The organism is Desulforamulus hydrothermalis Lam5 = DSM 18033, from assembly GCF_000315365.1.
In the GTDB taxonomy this organism is placed as follows: Bacteria; Bacillota; Desulfotomaculia; order Desulfotomaculales; family Desulfotomaculaceae; genus Desulfotomaculum; species Desulfotomaculum hydrothermale.
Window position 1 is genome coordinate 33,545 of record NZ_CAOS01000012.1, and the last position, 24,909, is coordinate 58,453.

The 24,909-nt window shown below is 48.1% G+C and carries 25 protein-coding genes; 23 read left to right on the forward strand and 2 right to left on the reverse strand.

Annotation, left to right across the window (positions count from 1 at the left end; all coding sequences use genetic code 11):
• Positions 1 to 26: 26 nt before the first annotated feature.
• From murD to ldhH, 19 genes are all read left to right on the forward strand, one after another.
• Entirely contained in the window at positions 27 to 1,415 is a 1,389-nt protein-coding gene (gene murD / locus DESHY_RS09510; RefSeq protein WP_008412302.1) for a UDP-N-acetylmuramoyl-L-alanine--D-glutamate ligase, read from the forward strand.
• A gap of 57 nt (positions 1,416 to 1,472) precedes the next feature.
• On the forward strand, positions 1,473 to 2,576 hold the full coding sequence (spoVE, locus tag DESHY_RS09515) for a stage V sporulation protein E (protein ID WP_008412304.1): 1,104 nt from the start codon (positions 1,473 to 1,475) through the stop codon (positions 2,574 to 2,576).
• Positions 2,577 to 2,645: 69 nt separating this feature from the next.
• Positions 2,646 to 3,761: an undecaprenyldiphospho-muramoylpentapeptide beta-N-acetylglucosaminyltransferase gene (gene murG / locus DESHY_RS09520; protein ID WP_008412306.1), complete on the forward strand. Its 1,116-nt coding sequence runs from the start codon at positions 2,646 to 2,648 to the stop codon at positions 3,759 to 3,761.
• A gap of 210 nt (positions 3,762 to 3,971) precedes the next feature.
• A complete protein-coding gene (gene murC, locus DESHY_RS09525; protein WP_008412307.1) occupies positions 3,972 to 5,351 on the forward strand; it encodes a UDP-N-acetylmuramate--L-alanine ligase in 1,380 nt (459 codons plus the stop codon).
• Between the two features lie 2 nt (positions 5,352 to 5,353).
• Positions 5,354 to 6,265, forward strand: coding sequence for a UDP-N-acetylmuramate dehydrogenase (gene murB, locus DESHY_RS09530; protein WP_008412309.1), 912 nt, complete (start codon positions 5,354 to 5,356; stop codon positions 6,263 to 6,265).
• Between the two features lie 14 nt (positions 6,266 to 6,279).
• The gene (gene murA, locus DESHY_RS09535; RefSeq protein WP_008412311.1) at positions 6,280 to 7,533 is read left to right on the forward strand and encodes a UDP-N-acetylglucosamine 1-carboxyvinyltransferase; all 1,254 of its coding nucleotides are present in this window, start codon (positions 6,280 to 6,282) and stop codon (positions 7,531 to 7,533) included.
• A gap of 96 nt (positions 7,534 to 7,629) precedes the next feature.
• The gene (locus tag DESHY_RS09540; protein WP_008412313.1) at positions 7,630 to 8,385 is read left to right on the forward strand and encodes a cell division protein FtsQ/DivIB; all 756 of its coding nucleotides are present in this window, start codon (positions 7,630 to 7,632) and stop codon (positions 8,383 to 8,385) included.
• Positions 8,382 to 9,083, forward strand: coding sequence for a DUF881 domain-containing protein (locus tag DESHY_RS09545; RefSeq protein ID WP_008412315.1), 702 nt, complete (start codon positions 8,382 to 8,384; stop codon positions 9,081 to 9,083). The genes DESHY_RS09540 and DESHY_RS09545 overlap by 4 nt, the downstream gene beginning before the upstream one ends.
• A 20-nt stretch (positions 9,084 to 9,103) precedes the next feature.
• Positions 9,104 to 9,811: a DUF881 domain-containing protein gene (locus DESHY_RS09550; RefSeq protein ID WP_008412318.1), complete on the forward strand. Its 708-nt coding sequence runs from the start codon at positions 9,104 to 9,106 to the stop codon at positions 9,809 to 9,811.
• Positions 9,812 to 9,813: 2 nt separating this feature from the next.
• Entirely contained in the window at positions 9,814 to 10,155 is a 342-nt protein-coding gene (locus tag DESHY_RS09555; RefSeq protein ID WP_008412320.1) for a small basic family protein, read from the forward strand.
• 79 nt (positions 10,156 to 10,234) lie between these two features.
• Positions 10,235 to 11,218 carry a cell division protein FtsA gene (locus DESHY_RS09560; RefSeq protein ID WP_235695555.1) on the forward strand — a complete coding sequence of 328 codons (984 nt, stop codon included), beginning with the start codon at positions 10,235 to 10,237 and terminating at the stop codon, positions 11,216 to 11,218.
• Between the two features lie 38 nt (positions 11,219 to 11,256).
• Positions 11,257 to 12,309 (forward strand): cell division protein FtsZ, encoded by a 1,053-nt coding sequence (gene ftsZ, locus DESHY_RS09565; RefSeq protein WP_008412322.1) that lies wholly within the window; start codon positions 11,257 to 11,259, stop codon positions 12,307 to 12,309.
• Between the two features lie 185 nt (positions 12,310 to 12,494).
• A complete protein-coding gene (locus tag DESHY_RS14285; RefSeq protein WP_008412323.1) occupies positions 12,495 to 12,641 on the forward strand; it encodes a hypothetical protein in 147 nt (48 codons plus the stop codon).
• Positions 12,642 to 12,840: 199 nt separating this feature from the next.
• The gene (gene spoIIGA / locus DESHY_RS09570; protein WP_008412324.1) at positions 12,841 to 13,752 is read left to right on the forward strand and encodes a sigma-E processing peptidase SpoIIGA; all 912 of its coding nucleotides are present in this window, start codon (positions 12,841 to 12,843) and stop codon (positions 13,750 to 13,752) included.
• Between the two features lie 39 nt (positions 13,753 to 13,791).
• Positions 13,792 to 14,517, forward strand: coding sequence for an RNA polymerase sporulation sigma factor SigE (sigE, locus tag DESHY_RS09575; RefSeq protein WP_008412325.1), 726 nt, complete (start codon positions 13,792 to 13,794; stop codon positions 14,515 to 14,517).
• A 190-nt stretch (positions 14,518 to 14,707) separates the two neighbouring features.
• Positions 14,708 to 15,481, forward strand: coding sequence for an RNA polymerase sporulation sigma factor SigG (gene sigG, locus DESHY_RS09580; RefSeq protein ID WP_008412326.1), 774 nt, complete (start codon positions 14,708 to 14,710; stop codon positions 15,479 to 15,481).
• A 214-nt stretch (positions 15,482 to 15,695) separates the two neighbouring features.
• Positions 15,696 to 15,965 carry a YlmC/YmxH family sporulation protein gene (locus DESHY_RS09585; RefSeq protein WP_008412327.1) on the forward strand — a complete coding sequence of 90 codons (270 nt, stop codon included), beginning with the start codon at positions 15,696 to 15,698 and terminating at the stop codon, positions 15,963 to 15,965.
• A gap of 345 nt (positions 15,966 to 16,310) precedes the next feature.
• Complete coding sequence (locus DESHY_RS09590) at positions 16,311 to 16,904, forward strand: LutC/YkgG family protein (RefSeq protein ID WP_008412328.1); 594 nt, start codon at positions 16,311 to 16,313, stop codon at positions 16,902 to 16,904.
• 10 nt (positions 16,905 to 16,914) lie between these two features.
• Positions 16,915 to 19,059: an L-lactate dehydrogenase (quinone) large subunit LdhH gene (gene ldhH / locus DESHY_RS09595; RefSeq protein WP_008412329.1), complete on the forward strand. Its 2,145-nt coding sequence runs from the start codon at positions 16,915 to 16,917 to the stop codon at positions 19,057 to 19,059.
• An 84-nt stretch (positions 19,060 to 19,143) separates the two neighbouring features.
• On the opposite strand, the gene DESHY_RS09600 is transcribed toward ldhH, so the two are convergent.
• Together DESHY_RS09600 and splB are read right to left on the reverse strand one after the other, a co-directional pair.
• Positions 19,144 to 19,479, reverse strand: coding sequence for a GNAT family N-acetyltransferase (locus tag DESHY_RS09600; protein WP_008412330.1), 336 nt, complete (start codon positions 19,477 to 19,479; stop codon positions 19,144 to 19,146).
• A 273-nt stretch (positions 19,480 to 19,752) separates the two neighbouring features.
• Entirely contained in the window at positions 19,753 to 20,811 is a 1,059-nt protein-coding gene (gene splB / locus DESHY_RS09605; protein ID WP_008412331.1) for a spore photoproduct lyase, read from the reverse strand.
• Positions 20,812 to 21,073: 262 nt separating this feature from the next.
• Here splB and nrdR point away from each other — a divergent pair, with 262 nt between their 5' ends.
• Genes nrdR through DESHY_RS09625 form a run of 4 tightly spaced genes read left to right on the forward strand, consistent with a single transcriptional unit; the run spans position 21,074 to position 24,746 of the window.
• Complete coding sequence (gene nrdR, locus DESHY_RS09610) at positions 21,074 to 21,532, forward strand: transcriptional regulator NrdR (protein ID WP_008412332.1); 459 nt, start codon at positions 21,074 to 21,076, stop codon at positions 21,530 to 21,532.
• Between the two features lie 14 nt (positions 21,533 to 21,546).
• The gene (nrdD, locus tag DESHY_RS09615; protein ID WP_008412333.1) at positions 21,547 to 23,577 is read left to right on the forward strand and encodes an anaerobic ribonucleoside-triphosphate reductase; all 2,031 of its coding nucleotides are present in this window, start codon (positions 21,547 to 21,549) and stop codon (positions 23,575 to 23,577) included.
• Position 23,578: 1 nt separating this feature from the next.
• Entirely contained in the window at positions 23,579 to 24,100 is a 522-nt protein-coding gene (gene nrdG, locus DESHY_RS09620; RefSeq protein ID WP_008412335.1) for an anaerobic ribonucleoside-triphosphate reductase activating protein, read from the forward strand.
• A 43-nt stretch (positions 24,101 to 24,143) separates the two neighbouring features.
• Entirely contained in the window at positions 24,144 to 24,746 is a 603-nt protein-coding gene (locus DESHY_RS09625) for a 4Fe-4S dicluster domain-containing protein (protein ID WP_048818047.1), read from the forward strand.
• The last annotated feature ends 163 nt before the right edge of the window (positions 24,747 to 24,909 follow it).

A 24,909-nucleotide genomic window follows, 5' to 3' on the forward strand; every position in this document is an offset into this window, starting at 1 on the left:
GACCTTGTTAAAGGTGGAAATACTTTTTGCTGCATAAAGGAGAGCGTAAAGTGGATTTGGCAGGAAAGAACGTTTTAGTGGTGGGGGCCGGAGTGAGCGGCCGGGCAGTATGTGAATTTTTACATAACAAAGGGGCCAGGGTAACCCTGACAGATGCAAAACCAAGGGAACAAATGGCAGAGATGGCGGATCAACTTTCCCGGCAGGGAATAAAACCGGTGTTTGGGGAATACCCGCCGGTGAGCCGTCAGGATTATGATTTATTGGTGGTGAGTCCCGGCGTTCCCTTGACAGTAGATCCGGTGGTCCAGGCCGGGGCGGCCGGCGTGCCTGTTTTAGGTGAACTGGAACTGGCCTACCGGTTTGCCAGGGCGCCCGTGATAGCCATAACCGGTACCAACGGCAAAACCACCACCACCTCATTAATCGGCCAAATGTTTAAGGACGCCGGTTATAAAACTTTGGTGGCAGGCAATATTGGATTGCCTCTGATCAGTGAGATTGAGCACTATACAGCAGATGATATAGTGGTGGCCGAAGTATCAAGTTTTCAGCTGGAAACCGCTTGCCTTTTTTCACCTAAAGTAGCAGTAATTTTAAATATCACACCGGACCACCTTGACCGTCACGGTTCAATGGAAGCCTATATCAAAGCCAAAGCCAATATTTTTACCAGGCAGCAGCCCTCAGACTGGACCGTATTAAATTATGATGATCCGGTTACCAGGCAATTGGCCGAGGATTGTCCTGCCCAGGTTATATTTTTCAGCCGGCGGCATATTTTAGAAAAAGGGAGCTTTGTCCAGGACAACAAGATTGTGTTTGCCGACCGGTCCGGCTTGCGTGAGATTGCCCCGGTTGACTCCCTGCGCATACCTGGCAGCCACAATTTGGAAAACGCTTTGGCTGCCGTTGCCGCCTGTTGTGCTATGGGCTTATCGCCGGCTGAACTGGCCTACACCTTGGGTCATTTCACCGGAGTTGCCCACCGCTTGGAATATGTTACCACCATCAACGGTGTGGCTTATATTAATGATTCCAAGGGCACAAATCCGGATGCTGCCATTAAGGCGCTGGATGCCTACCACGTACCGATTGTATTGATTGCCGGCGGTAAAAACAAAGGAGTATCGTTTGAACAATTTGCCCGTAAAATTAAAGAGAAAGTCAGGGTTTTAATTACCGTGGGGATGCACGGTTATCAGATAGCCGAGGCCGCCCGAGCACAGGGATTTAACAACATTTTGCCCGCCCGGGATTACCCCCACGCCGTACAGCTGGCTTACCGGCAGGCCCGGCCGGGCGAAGTGGTACTGCTTTCCCCGGCCTGCACCAGTTGGGATATGTTTAAAAACTTTGAGGAACGGGGCCAATTATTTAAAAAACTGGTGCTGGAACTGCCAAACAACAATTGAAGCAATCACAGCCTGCCCCCCGGCATTTGAAGGCGGAAACTAAAGGAGGTAGAAACCGTGCGTTTAAAAAAGAGACCACCGGATTTTGTGTTGTTCTTAACAGTTCTTATGCTGTTAGCCATTGGTCTCGTAATGGTTTTTTCTTCCAGCGAGTACGTAACCATGGTCCGTTACGGGGATAGTTTCTACTTCTTCAAAAGGCAGTTGCTCTGGGCTCTGATGGGTTTGGCAGTGATGTTTTTTATGATGAATTTCGATTATTACAGGTTGAAAAGATGGATTGGGCCTATTATTTTAACCGGGTTTATTCTCTTAATCGCTGTGTTGTTGCCGGGGGTAGGCCAGGTGGTAAACGGTGCACGGCGGTGGATCAACCTGGGTTTTATGTCTTTCTCGCCGGCTGAGCTGGTTAAACTCTGTATGATTATGTTTGTGGCTTTTGGGTTATCAAAAAAAGGCGACAGGTTAAACTCCTTTACAGAAGGGCTGCTGCCTTACCTGGTTGTGATGGCGCTGGCTGCCGGTTTGATCCTGCTGCAGCCTGACCTGGGAACGGCCATCGTCCTGTGCGGCACGGTTTTTATCATGTTTTTTGCCGCCGGGGCCAGGCTCTCTCACCTGGGCAGTCTGGCGGGATTGGGGCTGGTAGCGGTGGGACTGGCCATTTACTTTGAGCCCTACCGCATGAAAAGGTTTCTTGCCTTTTTGGATCCTGAAGCTGACCCACAGGGGAGTGGTTATCATATAATACAATCCCTTTATGCACTGGGCTCCGGCGGTTTATTCGGGGTTGGGCTGGGGCAAAGCAAGCAAAAGTATCTCTATCTGCCGGAAAATCACACTGATTTTATTTTTGCCATCACAGGGGAGGAGCTTGGTTTCATCGGGGCTTCCTTGATTGTCCTGCTGTTTATTATGTTTGTTTGGCGCGGCTTAAAAATTGCAGTTACTTCACCGGACCCCTTCGCCAGTCTCCTGGCGGCAGGGATTACCAGCAGTATTGCCCTGCAGGCCATGATTAACATGGGGGTGGTAACCGGTTCTTTGCCGGTAACCGGGGTGCCGTTGCCTTTTATCAGCTATGGCGGAACCTCATTATTGTTTACCCTGCTGGGTATAGGTATTCTTTTGAATATTTCCAAGTATACTACACCGCGCTGAATAAAGGTTCCGGTAATTATTAAAAAACCTTTATGTTTAAGAATATCAACCTTAACTGAGGTGAAGGCTTTGCGTGCTATTTTAACAGGCGGCGGTACCGGTGGCCACATCTACCCGGCTCTGGCCATTGCCAGAGGCCTGCAGCAACATTTTCCCCGGACGGAAATTTTATATGTGGGAACCAATCGAGGTCTTGAGGCGGATATTGTGCCCAAGGCCCATTTCCCTTTTCAAGCCATTACGGTGTCCGGCCTGGCGAGAAAGATATCCTTAGCCAACTTGCAAGTGCTGTGGCAAGCCTGGCAGGGTTACCGGGAAGCCGGCCGTATTATCAAAAAATTTCAGCCGGATATTGTTATTGGCACCGGCGGTTATGTCTGCGGACCGGTAGTTATGGCAGCTGCCAGACTGGGGATACCGACTTTAATTCACGAACAGAATGCTTTACCCGGCATAACTAACCGCATTTTATCCAGGTTTGTTGATTTGGTGGCGGTTACCTTTGAGGACTCCCGGCGTTATTTTTCCGGCAAGGCCCGGGTGAAGCTCACCGGTTTGCCCATTCGCCCGGAAATTTTGCAGGCTCGCCGTTCTGAGGCTTTGGGCTCCCTGAATTTAAGCCGGGAAAAACTGACATTGCTGGTTTTTGGCGGCAGCCGGGGGGCCAGGAAAATTAATCAAGCAATGATTGAGGTGATTAAACGATACGGCAACCACCCGCAGGTACAGGTGCTGCACGCTACCGGACAAGCAGGGTACCGGGAATTTTTGCAAGAATTATCTAGCCAAAGTATTGTTTTGGATAAATATGTCAATATTATTGTTAAACCATATTTATACAATATGCATGAAGCCCTGGCTGCTGCCGATCTGGTGGTTAGCCGGGCCGGTGCCGCTACTTTGGCGGAACTAACGGCTTTGGGACTGCCCGCCATCTTAATTCCTTATCCTTATGCGGCTGAGAACCATCAGGAATATAATGCCCGGGCACTGGCAGACCGGGGGGCAGCGGTGCTGATCAAGGATGCCGAGCTGACAGGCCGGCGGCTGGTTGAAAGTATTGACGCTGTTATTAACCGGCCGGACAAACGGCAGGACATGGCCCGGGCCAGCCAAAATTTAGGGCGTCCCGAGGCACTTCGTGATATTATTAAATGCGTGGAAGAGATATTGCCGCGGCCGTAGCTTATTTCAGCGGTCGGGGCCGTCTTTTATTTGCTGCGGAACAGGACAAGCCTGCCGGCTTGCCCGGCAGTAACACCCGCCGGTCAAGGTGCATAGTATGGCTTACAGAAACGCTCCGGCGGTGATGACTTGTTGATTAAGATTAACCCATAGGCAGACAGGAGCCAATCTTCAGGCGGGGCAGTCTTGTTTCGGGAAGGAGTGACATAATTGCAGGGAAACCTGAAAAGAATTCATTTTGTCGGTATCGGTGGTGCCGGTATGAGCGGCATTGCCACTGTTTTATTGGGCATGGGTTGCCGGGTATCGGGATCGGATGCCAAATATTCAGCGGTTTTGGAACGGCTGCAAAGCTTAGGTGCCAAGTGCTATGTGGGGCATGAGGCCGGCCATATCGACCGGGATATTGACACGGTAGTAATTTCTACCGCTATTTCCCCCGACAACCCGGAAGTGCTGGCGGCTAACCGGTTGGGTATACCGCTGGTTAAGCGTGGGGAAATGCTGGCCCGGCTGATGCAATCAAAACAAGGCATTGCGGTGGCAGGAGCCCATGGCAAAACCACCACCACATCCATGACAGCCCTGGTATTAGAAGATAACGGGCTGGATCCCACCATATTGATCGGAGGTGACTTGAGCAAAATCGGTGGCAATGCCAAACTGGGGCGGGGCGAGCTGCTGTTGGCTGAGGCAGATGAAAGCGACGGGTCCTTTTTATTGTTGGAACCTCAGGTGGCTGTGGTAACCAATATCGAGGATGACCACTTGGATTATTACGGCAGTCAAGAAAAGTTAACAGAGGCCTTTCGGGCTTTCCTTAATAAGGTGCCGCAGCATGGCGTGGCGGTAATTTGCCTGGATGATCCTGTTCTTAAACAAATGCGAGGCAGTCTGACCTGCCCGCTGATTACCTACGGTTCGCAGGATGCCGGTGCTGACTATGTTTTACACTCTCTGAAAGGTAAAGACGGCTTTAACTGCGGTGAAGTGTATTATCGGGGAGAAAAACTTGGCACTCTGGCCCTGCAGGTGCCGGGTTACCACAACCTTCTTAATGCCCTGGCGGCCGTAGCGGTGGGGAGGTATCTGGGGCTTACTTTTGCTCAGATAACCAATGCGCTGAGAACATTTCAAGGAGCCAAAAGACGTTTTCAGCTAATTGGCGAAGCGGGCGGGGTACAGGTTGTGGACGACTATGCTCACCACCCCACAGAAGTAAAGGCGACCCTGCAGGCAGCAAGATCTGTTCACCCGGGAAGAATTATTGCCGTTTTTCAACCCCACAGATATTCCCGAACCAGACAGCTTTACCGAGAATTTGGGCAGTCTTTCGGTCAAGCGGACCTGGTTGTTTTCACTGATATTTATGCTGCCAGTGAACAGCCCATTGAAGGTGTGCATACAAAGCTGATTATTGATGCCATGCCCAAACAGGCAGGACAACAGGTTGTCTACCTGCCAGGCCTGGCAGAAGCGGCAGATTTCCTGGCCGGCGAAGTCAGACAGGGGGATTTGGTATTGACCATGGGGGCCGGTGATATTTACACCTTGGGCGGGGCACTGCTTAAAAGACTGGAGGAAAAGTAAGCATGGTTTATACTGCACTGGCGGGCGAGCTTCGGTCACTGGTTAAGGGTACTGTCAAAACCGATGAGCCAATGAGTAAACATACCACCTGGCGCATTGGCGGCAAGGCGGACCTTTTTGTTGATCCCGGTGACAAAGAAGATATTCGTCGGGTAGTGGAGTTTGTCAGAACCAGAGATATCCCCCTGACGGTAATCGGCAACGGGTCAAATCTGCTGGTTAAAGACGGCGGCATCCGGGGGGTAGTCCTTAAAGTGGGCCGGGGCTTGGCGGAGATTTCTGTGCAAGGGACTACCATTAAGGCCGGCGCCGGTGCCATGCTGCCGGAACTGGCGGCAGCGGCCCGCCGGGCCGGCCTGGGCGGTTTTGAGTTTGCCGCCGGTATTCCCGGTTCACTGGGAGGGGGCATTGTAATGAACGCCGGGGCAGTCAACGGTTGTGTGGCAAATGTTTTACATTCAGTTGAAGTGATAAACGAACACAACCGGTTTGTTACACTGCACAATAAAGAGCTGGGTTTTCAATACCGTACCAGCAACCTGCAAGGCAAACAGGTTATTTGTGTTTCTGCCCTATGGCAGGGTTATGCTAAAAGCAAAGCATTAATCGAACAGGAAACCCGGGACTATTTGTTAAAAAGAAAAGCTGCCCAGCCCCAGGGTTATCCTAATGCAGGCAGTGTTTTCAAAAATCCCGCCGGTGATTACGCCGGCAGATTAATAGAAGCCTGTGGCGGCAAGGGTCTCCGGGTGGGAGATGCGCAAGTTTCCACCAAACATGCCAACTGGATATTAAACCTTGGCCGTGCTACGGCACGAGACGTTTTAACCCTCATTGAAAAAATAAAAAAAATGGTGCAGGAAGCTTTTGGCATTGAACTGCACCTGGAAGTGAGAGTGTTGGGAGAAGATTAGGCGGAGGTGGCAAGATGGAAAAGTTCGTGATTGTAGGAGGTAACCGCCTAAAGGGAACTATCAAAGCAAACGGTTCAAAAAATGCTTCCTTACCGATCCTGGCAGCAACATTACTAAGCGGCGGCATTTGCACAATTCAGCAAGTTCCCAGGTTAAGAGATGTTTTTGTTATGCAGGAACTTCTTAATTACCTGGGCGCAAAGACAGTTTTCGAAGGCAATACTATGACGGTGGACTGTACCTACGTCCAGTCGCAGGAAATTTCTGAAGATCTGATGCGCAAAATGCGGGCCTCTAACCTGGTATTGGGTCCTTTGCTGGGTCGATTTGGCAATGTTAAAATTTCTTATCCCGGTGGCTGCAACATCGGGTCTCGCCCCATGAACCTTCACTTTAAAGGTTTAGCTGCCCTGGGAGCCAAAATATCTGAAAGATTTGGTTATATTACGGCGTCAGCCAATCAATTAGCAGGCACAGTAATTCATTTTGATGTTCCCAGTGTGGGGGCCACTGAAAACTTAATGATGGCCGGCGTTCTGGCGCAGGGTACCACGGTTATTAGAAATGCAGCCAAAGAGCCTGAGATTGTTGATTTGCAGAACTTTCTTAACGCTATGGGGGCTAAAATTGTGGGTGCCGGTACAGATGTTATACGAATTGAAGGGGTGAAAGAATTAGGGTCGGTTACCCACACGGTAATCCCGGACCGCATTGAAGCCGGAACCCATATGATTGCCGGGGCTATTACCCAGGGTGATGTTACGGTGGCCAATGTGATTCCCGAGCACTTAGATCCCGTTATTTACAAATTAAGGGAAGTGGGCGTAACGGTAGAAGTTGGCGAAGACTGGGTGCGGGTACAGGGTAACGGGCAACTGAAAGCGGCTGATATTAAAACCATGCCGTATCCGGGGTTTCCCACAGATATGCAGCCCCAGATGATGGCTTTACTTACCGTTGCCGACGGAACCAGTGTCATTACCGAAACTATTTTTGAAAATCGGTTTAAACATGTTTCAGAATTCCGCCGCATGGGAGCGGATATTTACCTGGAAGGACATACAGCTGTGGTTAAAGGTGTCAAACGACTGACCGGGGCTTGCGTAGAAGCCAGCGATCTGCGGGCGGGAGCTGCCCTTATCCTGGCTGCGCTGGCCGGGGAAGACGGCACCGTTTTAAGCAATATTGAGCATATTGACAGGGGTTACGAGCGGATAGAAAAGAAATATAATGCCCTGGGCGCACGTATTATAAGAGTCAACAGTTAATGACTCTTTTTTTGGTTTTGCCTTGGACAAGAATTATTTATTTCAGTTATAATGTTGTAAAAACATAGCGGGAAAAAACAGGTAAGGAGTGGGACTGTGTACAGGCCTCATACAGGTTCCCCACGCAAGAAGAACCACTTGCTGCAAAGTGTTTTTTTTATTTTACTGGTTTCAGTTTCAATTTATGTTTTATTGCAATCACCTTTTTTTGAGATTAAATATATTACGGTGAACGGCAATCGCCAGTTAACCGAGGAAGAAATTATTAAGCTGTCCGGGCTGCATCTCAATGCCAATATATTTAAAGTGAACCTGGCCGAGGCGGCAAAAAGGTTAAGCCTGGTTCCTATGATTAAAAGCTCGCAGTTAAAGCGATCCTTACCCAACAAGATTACCATAACAGTTGTGGAGAGAACGGCTGTGGCACTGCTGCCGGTACAAAACGGCTTTATTAAAGTGGATGCTGATGGGGTATACTTGCAAAAGGGTCAGATTGCCTCAGCTTTACCCATCATTACCGGCCTGCAGGTTAGAGTGCCACAACCTGGGCAACCGGTGTCGGCAGAGAACCTGCCGGTGGCACTGTCAATCTTATCCCAATTACCACGTTCTTTAGCTGTTAAACTATCAGAAATTAATATCGGCAAAGACGGTCAAATTAATTTATATACCATTGACGGGGTTCAGGGCAAACTGGGATTGCCTAGGGATGTTGCCTACAAAGGCACTGTTTTCCAACAGGTGTTGGACAGCCTGCGGCAAACCGGCAACCGGATTGAATATGTTGATATTTCCAACCCCAGGGTGCCTGTGGTTAAATATTTGAAACAGCAGCCGGAGGGGCAACCATGAAAATGGAAAAATACCAGTGGGGCATTGTACTGGTGGGCATAGTTTTAGGGTTAATGCTGTCGGTTCAATACCGTTCTTACAAAGATATCAACGAAACGCCGCCCATTGCCAGAGTACAAGCCCTGTCCAACGAAATTAATCAGAAAAAAGAGGAACGCAACCGGCTGCAGCAGCGGGTTAACGAACTGCGGGAAAAACTTGACAAAAAAGCATCGGTATCAGATATTAACCGCAGAGAATTGGAAATTTACCGGATTATTGCCGGCACCAAGGCAGTAGTGGGGCCGGGTGTGGAAGTGACCTTAAACGACAGCAATGTAGCGCTGCCTCCGGGACAAGATCCCAACCTGTTTGTGCTGCACGATGAAGATGTTCTCCGGGTTATCAATGAGCTAAAAGCCGCCGGAGCGGAGGCCATAGCTTTAAACGGGGTGCGTTTAATTGCTACCAGTGAGATACGCTGCATTGGACCCACCATTCTTACCAATAAAAACAAAAGACTGCCTGCACCGTTTACCATTACCGCTATTGGTAACCCGGATACCCTGGAAAATTCTTTGTTTATGAAGGGCGGCGTAGTGGAGCAACTGAAAATTTGGGGCATCCAGGTGCAGGTGCGGAAAAAAACCGGCATAGAAATTGCTGAGTATACCGGACCTACAACCTTTGAGTATGCCCGACCGGCAGTGGAAGAATAAGGCGGGTAAGGCGGGATAGTATGAATAAAATACTCTATGTATCAATTGTGCTGGTATCAGTAGTGCTTGGCATGATGGTGGCTTTTCAATTTCGCACCACCGGCAGAATAGATGCCGGTGTCCCTATCGACAGGGTACAGCTTTTAACCACCGAATTAAAACAACTCGAAAAGGAATATAATACCCTGCTGATGGAGGCCAACGATCTGGAAAATAAATTAGCCCAAGCGGCCAAGGGCCGACCGGAAGCCTCCCAGGCGGTACATAACGAATTGCAAAAAGTACGCCAGCTGGCCGGAATGACAAAACTGACAGGTCCGGGTGTGGAAGTAACCCTGGAACCAGTCAAAAAGGAAGACCCGCAGGGAGGAGCTAATCTTTTCACCGTCAGGGATGAGGATTTGCTCAGGGTGGTAAACGAACTGCGAGCTGCCGGTGCGGAGGGCCTGTCTGTTAATGATGAGAGAATCATCTCCACCAGTGAGATCCGTTTGGCAGGTTCTTTTATTGACGTTAACCTGACCAGAATTTCTCCCCCCTATCAGGTGCGAGCTATTGGGTCGCCGGATCAACTGGAAAGCGCCCTATTGATTAAAGGCGGTCTGGTTGATACAATGCGGGACTGGGGGGTTGCCGTTACCGTAACCAAAAAGCAATTATTAACCTTGCCGGCCTACAACCACCCTATTAACATTGAATATGCCAGGCCGTTAAAGGAGGAAAAATAATTATGCTCGTGGGTGTTTTGCTGGCGCTGCTGGGATTGAGCATAGGAGCCATCATAGGGCTGAATGTTCCCATGGTACTACCCCAGGTATATGCTCAGTATCTGGGGTTGGGTGTGTTGGCCGCTCTGGATTCGGTTTTCGGCGGGATTCGTGCCGCTATGGAAAACCATTATGACAACCGTATTTTTGTAACCGGATTCTTTAGCAATATTTTATTGGCAGCCGGTTTAGCTTACATTGGCACTAAATTGGGCGTGCCGCTCAGTACAGCGGCGGTGGTGGCCTTTGGTGTCCGTTTATTCCAAAATCTCGCCATTATTCGGCGGCATTTATTAAAAAAATAAAGCATTTTTGGCTGTTACATAAAAGGGAATTTCTATTCTATGTTGAATTTTACATTTTAAGTAAACAGTTGCCTGGGAGGTGCCTGGCTTGGCCAGGAAACATATAATTGGTGGACTGGATATTGGTACCACCAAAGTGGTATCAGTAATCGCTGAAGCCGGCCTGCACGGTCACCCTGTGATCAAGGGGTGGGGAGAGTGTGCCGCCCTGGGGATCCGTAAGGGCGTGGTTATTGACAAAACCTCATTAGGCAAATCCATTGCTCATGCTGTGGGTATGGCACAAGCCATGGCCGGCCTGAGTATTAAGGAATTTTATTGTTCGCTGCCGTATGCCAGTCAACCGGCGGGAACTTGTGAAATCACGGATGTTCAATTGTATGAAGCTATAGCCATGGCAGGAGTGACAATTCGCCAAGCATTTTCCTCAGTTATTGCTTCCGCCGAAGCAATTTTAAATCATACGCATAAGCACATTGGCACGGTGTTAATAGATCTGGGGGGGGCACTGACCGGTTTGGCTGTTTATAACCAAGGAGAGCCGGTTTTAACCCGCATGCTGCCTGTCGGCAGTGAACATATCACCAGTGATTTGGCACTGTGTTTGCGAACCTCGCTCAGCGAAGGGGAACGCATTAAGCGGTCCCTTGGTTTGCTCAGACCGGATTCTTCCACGACGCTGACAATCAGCGGTGTCGGAGGGCGGGCAAACAGGACGGTGCCGGCTTGTACAGCCAGTGATATTATAAAATCAAGAAGCCAGGAAATTTTTGAACTGGTTTATCAGGCATTAAGCCAACATGTTAGGCTTGCCTCGTTAACGGGGGGGGTTATTTTAACTGGAGGTGGGTCTTTATTAAAGGGAATAGTGGATTTGGCCGCTTGCCAGATGAATTGCCCGGTGGCAGTGGGTCATCCTGTCAAATTGGCTATGTCTCAGGAGGAGTGGGGCAGCCCCGTATATGCTTCAGTCTTAGGCATGGTGCTCTACGGCGCCAAAGGAAGCACCCGCCGCACAGGAAACCAAACCGGATGGCGTGAAGTAATAAGCAGGTTTATATAAGTGAACGGCTTGACGGCAAAATACGGAGGAGGATAATCATGCTTGATTTTGAATTAGATCTGGATAATTTTGCGAACATTAAAGTAATCGGTGTTGGGGGCGGCGGGAATAATGCGGTCAACCGTATGATCAGCGCCGGGTTAAAAGGTGTTGAGTTTGTCGCGGTTAACACAGATGCTCAATCATTGTTCTTGTCCCAGAGCAACCACAAAATACAGATAGGTACTAAACTGACGAAAGGTTTAGGTGCCGGCGCCAACCCGGAAATCGGCTGTAAGGCGGCAGAAGAAAGTCGGGACGAAATAATGCAGGCTCTTAAGGGAGCTGATATGGTTTTTGTTACCGCCGGTATGGGCGGTGGCACCGGTACCGGAGCAGCTCCGGTGGTGGCGGAAATTGCCAAAGAACTGGGTGCCTTGACGGTTGGCGTTGTTACCAAACCCTTTACGTTTGAAGGCAGAAAAAGGTTAACCCAGGCGGAACAAGGGATTGAAAACTTAAAAAGCAAAGTGGATACCTTAATTACCATTCCCAATGACCGGCTGTTGCAAGTTATTGATAAACATACCTCCATTGTGGAAGCTTTTCGCATAGCCGATGATGTATTGCGTCAGGGTGTGCAGGGCATTTCCGACCTAATTGCCGTACCCGGCTTGATTAACCTGGATTTTGCCGATGTCAAGACCATTATGAAGGATACCGGCTCGGCACTCATGGGTATTGGCAGCTCCACGGGAGAAAACCGTGCTACTGAAGCGGCCCGCATGGCTATTTCCAGCCCCCTGCTGGAAACTTCCATTGAGGGGGCGCGAGGTGTGCTGTTAAACATTACCGGTGGTTCCTCCCTGGGCTTGTTTGAGGTTAACGAAGCGGCAGAAATTATTGCCCAGGCTGCTGATCCGGAAGCAAATATTATTTTTGGTGCCGTCATAGACGAAAGAATGAACGAAGAAGTAAGGGTGACGGTGATTGCCACCGGGTTTGACCATCATGTGCCCGCAAGAAAAGAAAAGAAAAAGCCCGACATGGAAATTAAACCCTTTGCCGGGCAGGACGACCTGGACATTCCTGCTTTCCTGCGCCGACGCTAAGACAGCAGTCTGCCCCCCTAAATAACAGGGGGGTTGTTTTTTGGGACAGAGGTTTAGCAAAACTGCCGGGAGGTTTTGTGATCTTTGCCGACGACTTTGGCAGGGGATTTATAGTGTTTTTTTGTAGCGGATAGCCTGAATGCACCGGGGCAAAATAATTAAGAGAAACAGCCGGAGGTGATGTAATGAAAAAACCACCAGCCAATCAAGAAAGTTTGACCCGTAAAGAAGCGCTGGACAGGGTAAGGAGCCAGCAGCGATTTATTGATCCCAACCGGGGGCCGGCTCGTAAAGATGCAAACCGCCATGATATTAACGATCCTTTAAATTAAGATGTTTGTATTTACTTAAAAAAATGTAAAACCGGCTCTGAAAATAATGGAATTAATTACCATATATTTACATTTTTTTCTAACCCTGGCGTTGTATAATACTGCCAGGGTTTTTTATTGCCGGTAGTGATGGAATATTTAATTTAAACAAGCCATATGATGGTACTAATCAGCCTGTGTAATAACGGGGTAGACATAAATGAGACAAGTGGTCTACTTAGATGAAATTATTCTTGTTAACCTGGTAATGAACTTCACTGTACTCTGGTTAACTTCCAGATTAAACGTCACCCCTGCCGGTTCTCCGGTCAGATTATTAAGTGCTGCGGCTATAGGTTGTCTTTATGCCCTGGCAATTTTTGTTCCCGGGTTTAACCTGGCAGGCAGTTTTTGGGCTAAATTGTTGACTGCCGCGTTGATGGTTCTAATAGCCTTTGGCTATACTTCTTGGCAAAAATTTATGCGTAATTTTCTTTGGTTTATACTGATTGGCTTTACTGTAGGCGGCATTGCGGCGGGATTGCATTATTTGGGGCAAAACATAACGGTGGTGCAATTTAAAGGCCCCCTGGCGGACATGAGTTACCATAAATGGCTGATCTTAACTTGTACGGTACTTTGCTGCCTTGGGGCCGGGAAGTGGGGGATTGACAGCCGGCTTAGGCAGCTGCATTTAAAGGCTGTTAAAATCCCCTTAACTGTTACCCTGTGGGGAAAATCGGTTTCCCTGGAGGCATTGGTGGATACCGGCAACCGGCTGATGGAACCCTTGAGCCGGCACCCGGTTGTCATAGTGGAATATGAAGTTTTGCAGCCGCTGCTGCCGGCAGAGATCTGCGGGCTTTTCCAGTCAGGGAAAACCAAAGACGGCTCACACATGATGCTGTCACTGGCGCAGACATCTTACGCCAAACGCTTGCGGTTAATACCTTTTCATGCCGTTGGCAGCGAACACGGCATGCTGTTGGGCATCCAACCTGATAATATAGAAATTTTTTATCAAGATAAACAACAGCGGGTTAAAGACGTGGTGGTAGGCATATATGACCAAAGACTTAGCCCGGAGACCGCCTACAGAGCTTTGTTGCACCCGCAATTACTGGCTTCCTAAAAGAAAAGGCCAAAGGATGGGGTTCAGGGAGGGAGAGGCTTGAAAAACGCCTGGCATTTAAGAATATTGATTCGTCTTTATGTGGCCCGGGTTATCCACTGGTTAGGTTACCGGCAGGAGGTTCATTATGTTGGCAGTAGCGAAGCTTTGCCGCCGCCCCTTTCCAATGATGAAGAAAATGATTTAATTGAGCGGTTGGGCAGCGGAGATATTAAAGTTAAAAATATTCTTATTGAAAGAAATCTCCGATTAGTGGTTTATATTGCCCGGAAATTTGAAAACACGGGTGTAGGTATTGAAGACCTGGTGTCTATCGGTACCATTGGTTTAATTAAAGCTGTTAATACCTTTGATCCCCATAAAAAAATAAAGCTGGCTACATACGCTTCCCGCTGTATTGAAAATGAGATATTAATGCACTTAAGGCGCAACAATAAAACCCGTTCTGAGGTATCTTTTGATGAGCCCTTAAACATTGATTGGGACGGTAACGAATTACTTTTATCAGATGTATTGGGGACTGAAAACGATATAATCTACAAAAACCTGGAAGAGGAAGTTGACAAAAAACTGCTGCATCAGGCGCTATTAAAATTATCCGGCCGGGAAAGAAGAATTATGGAACTGCGTTTTGGTTTGAATAACGGTGCAGAAAAAACCCAAAAAGAAGTGGCTGACCTGTTGGGAATTTCACAATCTTATATATCCAGGTTGGAAAAGAGAATTATTAAAAGATTAAAAAAAGAAATTCACCGTTTAGAGTAATATGAGAGGGCCGGTATCAGCAAGCAAAAGTCTCAAAAACAATGAATTACGGTTGTTTTTGGGGTTTTTTGATGCTCTTAACAAGCATGTATATAAGAAATTTACCAAGGCAATAATGAACTGTAAGTCAAGAGAATAGGTTTTATCACTGGTACCACCGCTACTAGACATAAGGTTGGGAGGCCGATCCATGCTGGTAAACAAAGTTGAGATCTGCGGTGTTAACACATCCAAACTTCCGGTACTAACGAACAGCCAGATGAGAACTTTGTTCGAAGCAATGCAGCAGGGCGACAAAAATGCCAGAAATGAGTTGATTAACGGCAATTTAAGGTTGGTACTCAGTGTAATACAACGTTTTACCAACCGGGGCGAATATGTGGACGACCTGTTCCAAGTGGGATGTATTGGTCTTATGAAAGCCATTGATAATTTTGATCTCAGTCAAAACGTAAAATTCTCCACTTATGCTGTACCGATGATTATTGGGGAAATAAGGAGATACCTGCGTGACAACAATCCCATCAGGGTCAGCAGGTCGCTGCGGGATGTAGCATATAAAGCTCTGCAAGTGAGAGACAGTTTGGTTAATAAGTTTTCCCGGGAACCGTCAATAAATGAAATTGCCGGTGAATTAAAAATGCCCAGGGAGGAAATTATTTTTGCCCTGGATGCAATCCAAGAGCCCATTTCTTTGTTTGAGCCCATTTACCATGATGGGGGAGATCCCATATTTGTCATGGATCAGATTAGTGATGAGAAAAACCAGGACTTCAGCTGGCTGGAGGAAATATCCATCAAAGAAGCCCTAACCAAACTCAGCGATCGCGAAAAGCACATTTTAACACTGCGTTTTTTTGAAGGTAAAACCCAAATGGAGGTGGCTGAGGAGATCGGAATCTCCCAGGCACAAGTATCCCGGTTAGAAAAAGCCGCTCTAAACCACATGCGAAAGTACGTATAAGATTGTTGCCATCAAGAGTGGCCGGTGCGTTGACCGTAGCTACAGTGGATCACAAACCGCCGATGAACGCTTGTCTACACGTTGCGTCCCGTCGCCGCTGTTAAAGTGGGACGGGATGCCTGTTTTTAAATGTTATAAAATGACTTTTCAGACACTCCCTTTTTTGTGCAGAAAAGCCGGCATGCTGCATATACATTAATTGGGAGGTGGCAAAATGATTAAGATTTCTGACCTGCGCATAAGAGAGGTGGTAAATATAGTGGACGGCAGAAGGTTAGGAATGATTAAGGATATTGATATTGATTTGGAAGCGGGTCGCATTGCCGCCCTTATATTACCGGGACAGGGCCGCTTTCTGGGTCTTTTTGGGCGGGAAGACGAACTGGTGGTTCCCTGGGATAAAATTAAGAAAATAGGTATCGATACAATATTAGTGGAAATAACGCCATACCAAAGCCCCGGCGAGGAAACCGGTCGCTACTAAGTTTTGTTAAGACTTATTCTAATATTATGACTGTTTATTTAAGGGAAGCTAATCCAGTAATAATTATTGCATTTTGTCGAAAATTTTAATATACTGAAAATCAGAAAATAGTTGTTTTATTTCAAGGAAAATGCAGTATACTTTGGCATATTAAGTTATCAAGCCGGATTTTGGTAAAGAATATTCTGACACAAACTATTAAACTGTCGATGAGTTTTATTTCTCCGCGTTGCTGGAGGAATTATTAGAATGGATAATGTGGTCAGACCATCATGCCCTCAAAATGTTCGGAATGTAAATTTTATTATAAAGGTTCCAAAAAAATCTTATTAAGAGGTGGATTGTATGAGTGCCGTACAAGCAAAAGTTCCTATCAAAGAGGCCTGTGATAAATTTGCAGGTGATGCTTTGTACGAAAAATTTAAAACCGCTGCCGAAGCATTATCTGCCGAAGTATATCGAGCAGCCAATATGGCAGATGCTCGCCGGTTGGTTAGCCAATTGATTAAAGAATTAAAGATTTCCAAAGCGGTTTATGCTGCCGGGCCGCTGGTTGACGAACTGGACGTCAAAGCACTTGCCGGTCAACTGGGTATCACCATGACCGATGAGAACTTGCGCCAAAACGCGGCGGATGCCGGTCTGGGCATTTCGCAATTAGACTATGCCATTGCTGAAATCGGCACCCTGGTTGGCAATGCCACCGGTATAGAAAGCCGTATGGTGTCTATTCTGCCGCCGGTGCACTTGGTTTTGGTACAGACAAAGAATCTTTTGCCAACTTTGTTAGATGCCATTGCTGTTTACAATAAAAACCTGGGCGAGCTTCCTAAATACCTTACTTTTGTGAGTGGGCCCAGCCGAACTGCCGATATTGAAAGGGTGCTCACCATTGGTGTGCATGGTCCGGGCAGATTAATCATTGTGTTTATAGACTAGGAGGTACATCATGGGGACAGCAAAATTGAAACAAGAGATTAATGCCGCCCTGAATAACGACAATTTAAAGGGTGCCCTGGGGCGTTTCGGGGAAGCTTACCCCATTGCCCGTGCCAAGGCCTACGAAGGTAAAGATTTTGAGGCCATCCGAGAAAAAATTCGTGTAGCTAAGAGCTACGCCGCAGAAAATATGGAGAAACTGGCGGAGCAGTTTGCTGCTAATGCGCAAAAAAACGGCGCCATCGTCTTTCGGGCCAAAACCGCTCAGGAAGCTAAAGAATATATCCTCAAAGTTGCCAGAGAGAACCATGTAAATCATATTATTAAGTCCAAATCTATGGCTTCAGAGGAAATTCACCTTAATCAATTTCTTAATGAAAACGGCATCCAGGATGTGGCAGAATCAGACCTGGGAGAATGGATTATTCAGCTGTGCGGCCAGCGTCCTTCCCATATGGTAATGCCTGCCATTCACATGACCCGCGGCGAAGTGGCAGAAATATTCTCCAAAGAAGTCAACGAACATTTAGAACCCGATATTCCTAAACTGGTAAAGGTAGCCAGAGAGAACTTGCGCAATAAATTTCTGCGGGCAGAAATGGGTATTTCCGGCGCCAACATAGCAGTGGCTGAAACCGGTACAATTGTCATGTGCACCAACGAGGGCAACGGGCGGCTTACTACCACGGTTCCTCCGGTGCATGTGGTACTGGTGGGGATGGAAAAACTGGTGGCCAAATTTGAAGATGTGGGTCCCATTTTAGAAGCGCTGCCCCGCAGTGCTACCGGTCAAAAACTAACCAGTTATGTGACTATGATGACCGGCCCAACCCCGGCCATTGACATGGATGGCAACATTATACAGCAAAAACAAATGCACATTGTACTGATGGATAACGGCCGCACCGAAATGCGCAACGACCCTGTTTTTAAACAAGCTCTGCAATGTATCCGTTGTGCTTCCTGCTTGAATGTTTGTCCGGTGTTCCAGCAGGTGGGCGGTCACGTTTATGGCGATGTATACACCGGTGGTATTGGCACGATTTTAACTGCCTTCTTAAATAGCTTTGAAAAGGCCGGCGAACTGCAAAACCTTTGTCTGCGCTGCGAACGCTGCAAGTCTTTCTGCCCCGGCAAGGTGGACATTCCCAGTCTGATTGTTGAGCTGCGCCGCCGCACCGTTAAGAAAGACGGCTTGCCCATGGGGCAAAAGCTGATTTTAGAAAAGGTATTGACCAACCGTAAACTGTTCCATTCTTTAATCAGAACCGCCTCTCTGGCGCAAAAACCTTTTGTTAAAGGCAATATGATTCGCCATCTGCCCTTATTCTTCTCCGGACTTACCGAAGGCCGCAGCCTGCCGGCGGTTGCTGCAACACCGCTGCGGGACCGGGTGGGACACGCTAAGCCCAAAGGTAAAGTAAAGGCCAAGGTTGCTTATTATGCCGGTTGCCTGGGGGATTTTGTCTACCCTGAACAGGGTGAAGCTGCCTATAAGGTGCTTAATAAAATGGGGATGGAAGTGGTGTTCCCCATGGAGCAAACCTGCTGCGGTATCCCTGCCAGCCAGATGGGAGCACCGGAGGTAGCCGTAAAATTAGCCAAGCAGAACATTGAAGCTTTGGAAAAAGAAAACGTGGATTACATTGTTTCGCTGTGCCCCACCTGTGTTGAGGTGTTGAAACACCATTACCCGGAGCACTTTAAAGATGACCCGGCCTGGCGGGCACGGGCTGAGAAAATTGCGGCCAAAGTTATTGATTTTGCATCGTTTGTAACTAAACATGGCAAGGAACTTAAATTTAAAGGTTTGGGGATCAAGGCAACCTACCATGATTCCTGCCACATGAAACGGGCCCTGGGGGTTTGGCAAGAACCCCGGCAGCTGCTGAGCAAGGCGGGTGTTGACGTTACTGAAATGAAGGGCTGCGATGAATGCTGTGGTTTTGGCGGTTCTTATTCAATTAAGATGCCGGAAATTTCCCTGGCCATACTGGAAAAGAAATTAGCCAATGCGGAAGCTACCGGTGCCGGCGTGTTGGCCCTGGACTGCCCCGGTTGTAAAATGCAAATCAGCGGCGGTCTGGATGCCAGAGGCAAAAACATGGTAGTTAAGCACACAGCCGAGCTGCTGGCAGAAGCCTTAACAGAATAGCCATATTTAACCGGAGACCGGCTGATAACCGGTCTCCGGTTTTTGCCCACCGATATGTGGAAAAATCAGTGCTTTAATACTTTACTACCGGCTGGGTAGGCGGATTAACCGGTAGGGGCGGTCTGTTTCAAAGAAACCATATTTTTTATAAAATATAACCAGTTGGTCATTGTTTAAATCACCGGTACCCTGAACTTCATTAATTAAAATAATTTTATTATCATCTAACAGCGTCACAAGCTTTTTCATTAACTCACCGGCCAAGCCCTGACGCCTTGTGCATTTTGGTACAATCAATCGGTTAAAATACCAAACGTTGTCATGCAATCGACTAATGGTGGCACAGGCAGGGAAAAGATAGTTTGTTTTCACATGAATAACAATGCAATTTTCTCCTGCATAAACCTTTATATCTCTCATTTTAAAACCTCCTTTACGCAGAGAAATAAACACAAATGACACCGGTGTTAACAATTTACGCAGCAATTAAATCCTTTCCCTTGTTAAGGCTTTGCCCCACAACCAGCTAATGTCAAAGAATTTTTATTTTTTGTCGCGAAGGCACCCCGATGATGTGGGCAGTTTGCTCACAGACCGTACCGGCAAGCTTTATTTGTGCCAAAAGTAACAAATTTATCTTATTATTGCAAGACATTATGTTACAAAAATCACAATATTATATATCTATATTTTCTATACCAGATACTCTACTTTTGCTCCGGGGAAATGCTTGGCCAAGTGAAGCTGGAACAGTTGGCTTATTTCTGCCAGTGCCTCCTTAGGATAAACGTACTTACCGTAGCCAAATTGACCGTACTTAAATTGGCGCTTGCTTTCGTCCATATCCAGTCTGGATTGGGGAAACAGCTGATTGATGTTTAGCTTGGCCCGCTGGGTAAAACGATGAGTAATAAATTCAAAGGTTAAATCATGGCGGTAGTGCGGCTCCAAGACCCGGTTCAGTTCCTCAAACAATTCGCTGTAATCCTGCTGCCAGCCGTCGTACATCATAATAGGAGCTATCAAAAAGCCCAGGGGGTAACCTGCCTGTGCTACTTTGCCGGCGGCAGCTATTCGTTCCCGCATAGAGGGTGTACCGTGTTCGAAATTTTTTATCACAGGTTGGGCATTAAGGCTAAACCGAAAACGGGTGCGGCCGTTGTGCCGGGCATCCAGCAGTGAATCCACATCGGTAAATTTAGTTACAAAACGGAACCTGGCATACCGGTTTTGCCCAAAAAACTCAATGGCTTGCTTTAAAGCCCCGGTATACCTTTCTACCGGGATAGGGTCAGAAGTGGCAGCGCCTTCAAAAACAGTTTCCTCAGGCAAACGATGGGTTATATAAGACTCGGCTCGCTCTAATATTTCTTCAATGTTGACATATACCCGCAGATAGGGCTTCTTGCCCAGGTTGGTCAGCAAATAACAGTATTCGCACTTGCCGGGGCAACCGGTCACCAGAGGCAGCTGGTAATGGGCTGAGGGTTTGCAGGTCTGAAAATCTTTTCCTTTGCGAACTCCCACCACCAGTGTACGCTTGGCTTCGACAAAGGCTTCCTGGGCGGTTTGCCCCGGGATACCGGTTACCCGGTTATGGGAACCGGTCACCGTCACCGGAATGCCTGCAGACCGGAAGTGATCGCGTAGCCTAATACCCAGTTCATAATCCAGAGCGGCCGGCTCGATGAAAACTCGTTTCGGAATGAAGATATCGGCGGTAATGTTATTTTTTACTACAGTACTTGACATAACCTCGTCCTTTGTTTAAATTTTTATATCTAAGTATGTCGCAGGACTTTTGAATTATACAGAACAGACTGAAGGTCCTGATTTTATTTTTTATCGGGTTGTTAAAAAAGGCAGCTAATGCAGAGATTGGCTAAGCATTAACGCCAGAAAGGAAAAAATTACTGCCAGGAGGGCTTTGACTCACAATATATGGTATTTTATAATTAGTCTGCCCACTATATATTGGGCAAAACAAAACCCTATTTATCGGGGGTGAACACAGGTGCGTTGTCCCTTTTGCAGTTTTCCCGAAAGCCGGGTTTTAGACTCCCGTCCGGCAGATGAAGGAAACAGCATACGTCGCCGCAGGGAATGCGGTGAGTGTGGTAAAAGATTCACCACCTACGAGCGGGTGGATGAACGGCCGCTGGTGGTGGTGAAAAAGGACGGGCGGCGGGAGGTTTTTGACCGTACCAAACTGCTGGCCGGGTTAATGAAGGCCTGCGAAAAAAGACCGGTACCGCTGCAAAAGATAGAAGATACTGTGCATTACATCGAACGGGAACTGCGCAGCCATATGGAACTGGAGGTGCCCAGCCATGTGGTGGGGGAACTGGTGATGGACCGGCTGCTGGCATTAGATGAAGTGGCGTATATCCGGTTTGCTTCGGTGTACCGGCAGTTTGGTGATATCAAGAGTTTTCTCAAGGAAGTTGAAAAATTGTTAAAGAGTAAGACATAAAGGGGGACCTTGGGATGTTTACCAAGATTAGAAAAAGAGACGGCCGGGAAGTGGCCTTTGATGAAACAAAAATTACCGATGCCATCTTTAAGGCGGCCAAAGCGGTAGGGGGCGAAGACCGCCAAACGGCGATGGAACTCACCCTGGAAGTTTTAAAGTTGTTGAAAAAACAATATAACGGTCATATTTTTGGTGTAGAAGAAGTTCAGGACATGGTGGAAAAGGTGCTGATTGAGACAGGGCATGCCCGTACCGCCAAAGCGTATATTTTGTACCGTCACCAGCGTACCCGGCTGCGGGAGGCCAAAAGCGACCTGATGGATGCCGTAGAGGAAATTCTGGCAGAAACCAACCGGGAAAATGCCAATGTTTCCAACTCGCCCTCAGCCAAAATGCTGCAGATTGCCAGCGCAGCCAGCAAGAAGTATTATTTAACCCGCTTAATCCCGGAAGAAATGTCCCAGGCCCATGTCAGGGGGGATATACATATACATGACCTGGAGTTTTACGGTAAAACTCTAACGTGCATACAGATCCCCCTGGGAAGATTATTGAAAGAAGGATTTAATACAGGCCACGGTTATATCCGCCCACCCAAGCGGCCGACCTCGGCCACTGCCCTGGCTGCGATTATATTGCAAAGCTCCCAAAACGATATGCACGGCGGCCAGTCTTTTGCCTTTTTTGACCGCGATTTAGCACCGTTTGTGGAAGACGCCAGTGATCATGAAACTTACCAAGCTATGGAGGCCTTAATATATAACCTAAACAGCATGCACAGCCGGGCCGGTGCCCAGGTGCCTTTTTCCAGTCTTAACCTGGGCACCGAAACCTCTGAAGCAGCACGCAAGGTAACCCGCAACCTTTTGTTGGCTTATGAAGCCGGGTTAGGCCGGGGGGAAAACCCCATCTTTCCCAATATCATTTTTAAACTAAAAGAGGGTATTAACCTGAATCCCGGTGATCCCAACTATGATTTATTTCAGTTAGCTATTCGGGTTTCTTCTAAACGGTTAAATCCTACCTTTAGCTTTATGGATTCTTCCTTTAACAACGAGTATGGGGATCAGGTGGGCTACATGGGATGCCGTACCCGGGTGATTGCTAACCGCCGGGGTCCGGCAGTTACCGACGGTAGAGGTAATTTGTCTTTCACCACTATTAATTTACCCAGGCTGGCCATTAAAGCAGAACGCAACCTGGATAAGTTTTACCGCCTGCTGGATGAAGTTATGGATTTAGCTTGCCGTCAACTGTATCACCGCTTCCGGGTGCAGGCTAAACTTAAAGTAAAGGACATGCCTTTTGTTATGGGGCAGGGGTTGTATCTGGGTTCCCAGGGACTTAAACCGGACGATGTGATTGAAGATGTAATTAAGCACGGCACCCTGTCACCGGGCTTCATCGGTTTGGCCGAAGCGCTGGTGGCACTAACCGGCCGGCACCATGCGCACAGTGAGGAGGCCCAGGCATTAGGGTTGGAAATTGTTTCTTACCTGCGTCGTAAGGTTGACGAGGCGGCTGAACAATACAATCTCAACTATACCCTGCTGGCTACCCCGGCTGAAAGCGTAGCAGGTCGTTTTGCGAAACTGGATCGCAAAGAATTTGGCATTATACCCGGTGTGACCGACAAAGATTATTACACCAACTCCTTCCATGTGCCAGTGGGTTATCCCATCGGTATTTTTGAAAAAATATCGTTGGAAGGCCCCTATCACAAGTTCTGCAATGCCGGGCACATCAGTTATATTGAAATGGCTTCACCGCCGTTGCATAACCCCCAGGCGGTGGAGGCCATAATTAAACACATGCGGGCCAGTGATATGGGTTATGCTGCCATCAACTTCCCGGTGGACTACTGCACTTCCTGCAATATCACGGGAGTCATTAACCAGGACAGTTGCCCCCGCTGCGCATCCCCGGAAATTCGCCGGGTGCGCCGCATCACCGGTTATCTCAGTACGGTGGACCGGTTTAATGACGCCAAGGTATCAGAATTAAAGGATCGGGTGGTACACTCCGGAATGGATGGGCGAGGTTAAGATGGAGAAGGGGAATTTGTTGAGCGGCAAACTTCGCTTGGGCGGTATTGTTGCCAACAGTGTGGTGGACGGGCCGGGATTGCGCACGGTGGTGTTCCTGCAGGGATGCCCCCGCCGCTGTCCGGGCTGCCATAACCAAGAGCTGTTGGACGCCGGCGGCGGCAGGGAAGTAACTGTGGAGGAAGCCTGGCAGGAAATCAAGCCTACCATTTCTCCCCTGACCCAGGGCGTTACCTTTTCGGGCGGCGACCCGCTGCTGCAGCCGGCAGCGGTTTACGAGCTGGCCAGACTGATCAAAAAACAGTTTCCCAGGCTGGATATTTGGTTGTATACCGGCTACCGGTATGAAGAAATAAAAAACCTGCCTGTACTGGAATTGGTGGATGTGCTGGTGGACGGTCCCTTTGAACAAGATAAAAGAGATTTAAGCCTGGCCTTTCGGGGCTCTGCCAATCAACGGTTGATTGATCTTCCTAGCAGCCGCCGCAACGGTCAGCCGGTAGTATGGCAGCCCCCGGCGTAACCGCTTAAGGCGGTTGAGAGGGCAACGGGGAGTGAAATTAGGTATGGCATTGTACCATGACGCAGAGCTATACAAGATAATAACATGCAGAAAATGCCAACATGCGGTGGTTGATACAGAACAAACAGCCAAGGCCTGCCACAAAGTTTTTCAAGAACTGGATTTTACAGGTCGCCGTCGGTTAGGCTTGTCGGGGGCTAAACCTAAGCATCACGATATTTTTACAGTGGCCGTTGCCGGTTGTCCAAATGCTTGCAGCCAACCCCAGATTAAGGACTTCGGTTTGCTGGGACAGGCTGTTCCGGCGGCAGCGGAAGGTTGCAGCGGTTGCGGTTTGTGTACGGCAACCTGCCCGGATCAATGTATTCTGTTGACAGAAAAGGGACCGCAAATAGATGCATCCCGCTGTCTTAATTGCGGTCAATGTGCTGCATGTTGTGCCACCGGTGCGGTTACCGTCAGCAAAGCCGGTTATAAAGTAATGCGGGGCGGTAAACTGGGGCGCCGGCCCAGGCTGGCTGAAGAGGTTGCAAGCCTGACTGATGAACAAGAGGCCCTGGGGTGGCTGCGGCAAACCCTTGAGTTATTGCTGGCAGAAGGGTTGCCCGGGGAGAGACTGGGGACTTTATTAAACAGACTAAAATAGATCGTCTATAAAATAATACTCGACATCTGTCATCTTTTGTCATATAATAAGCCATGTGCATATTGCACACCCGCCTTTTATTTTGTACTCGGCTTCCGGCCGAGTCTTTTTATTTGGTTGATTGTCACGGGCGTTTGGCAATTTAAATTAAATGTTATAAAAA

Coding starts and splice junctions, on each gene's coding strand:
- DESHY_RS09550 (WP_008412318.1), top strand. CDS start 9,104: ATGAATAAAATACTCTATGTATCAATTGTGCTGGTATCAGTAGTGCTT.
- murB (WP_008412309.1), top strand. CDS start 5,354: ATGGTTTATACTGCACTGGCGGGCGAGCTTCGGTCACTGGTTAAGGGT.
- DESHY_RS14285 (WP_008412323.1), top strand. CDS start 12,495: ATGAAAAAACCACCAGCCAATCAAGAAAGTTTGACCCGTAAAGAAGCG.
- splB (WP_008412331.1), bottom strand. CDS start 20,811: ATGTCAAGTACTGTAGTAAAAAATAACATTACCGCCGATATCTTCATT.
- DESHY_RS09625 (WP_048818047.1), top strand. CDS start 24,144: ATGGCATTGTACCATGACGCAGAGCTATACAAGATAATAACATGCAGA.
- ldhH (WP_008412329.1), top strand. CDS start 16,915: ATGGGGACAGCAAAATTGAAACAAGAGATTAATGCCGCCCTGAATAAC.
- DESHY_RS09600 (WP_008412330.1), bottom strand. CDS start 19,479: ATGAGAGATATAAAGGTTTATGCAGGAGAAAATTGCATTGTTATTCAT.
- ftsZ (WP_008412322.1), top strand. CDS start 11,257: ATGCTTGATTTTGAATTAGATCTGGATAATTTTGCGAACATTAAAGTA.
- DESHY_RS09545 (WP_008412315.1), top strand. CDS start 8,382: ATGAAAATGGAAAAATACCAGTGGGGCATTGTACTGGTGGGCATAGTT.
- nrdG (WP_008412335.1), top strand. CDS start 23,579: ATGGAGAAGGGGAATTTGTTGAGCGGCAAACTTCGCTTGGGCGGTATT.
- DESHY_RS09555 (WP_008412320.1), top strand. CDS start 9,814: ATGCTCGTGGGTGTTTTGCTGGCGCTGCTGGGATTGAGCATAGGAGCC.
- sigG (WP_008412326.1), top strand. CDS start 14,708: ATGCTGGTAAACAAAGTTGAGATCTGCGGTGTTAACACATCCAAACTT.
- DESHY_RS09585 (WP_008412327.1), top strand. CDS start 15,696: ATGATTAAGATTTCTGACCTGCGCATAAGAGAGGTGGTAAATATAGTG.
- murA (WP_008412311.1), top strand. CDS start 6,280: ATGGAAAAGTTCGTGATTGTAGGAGGTAACCGCCTAAAGGGAACTATC.
- spoIIGA (WP_008412324.1), top strand. CDS start 12,841: ATGAGACAAGTGGTCTACTTAGATGAAATTATTCTTGTTAACCTGGTA.
- DESHY_RS09590 (WP_008412328.1), top strand. CDS start 16,311: ATGAGTGCCGTACAAGCAAAAGTTCCTATCAAAGAGGCCTGTGATAAA.
- nrdD (WP_008412333.1), top strand. CDS start 21,547: ATGTTTACCAAGATTAGAAAAAGAGACGGCCGGGAAGTGGCCTTTGAT.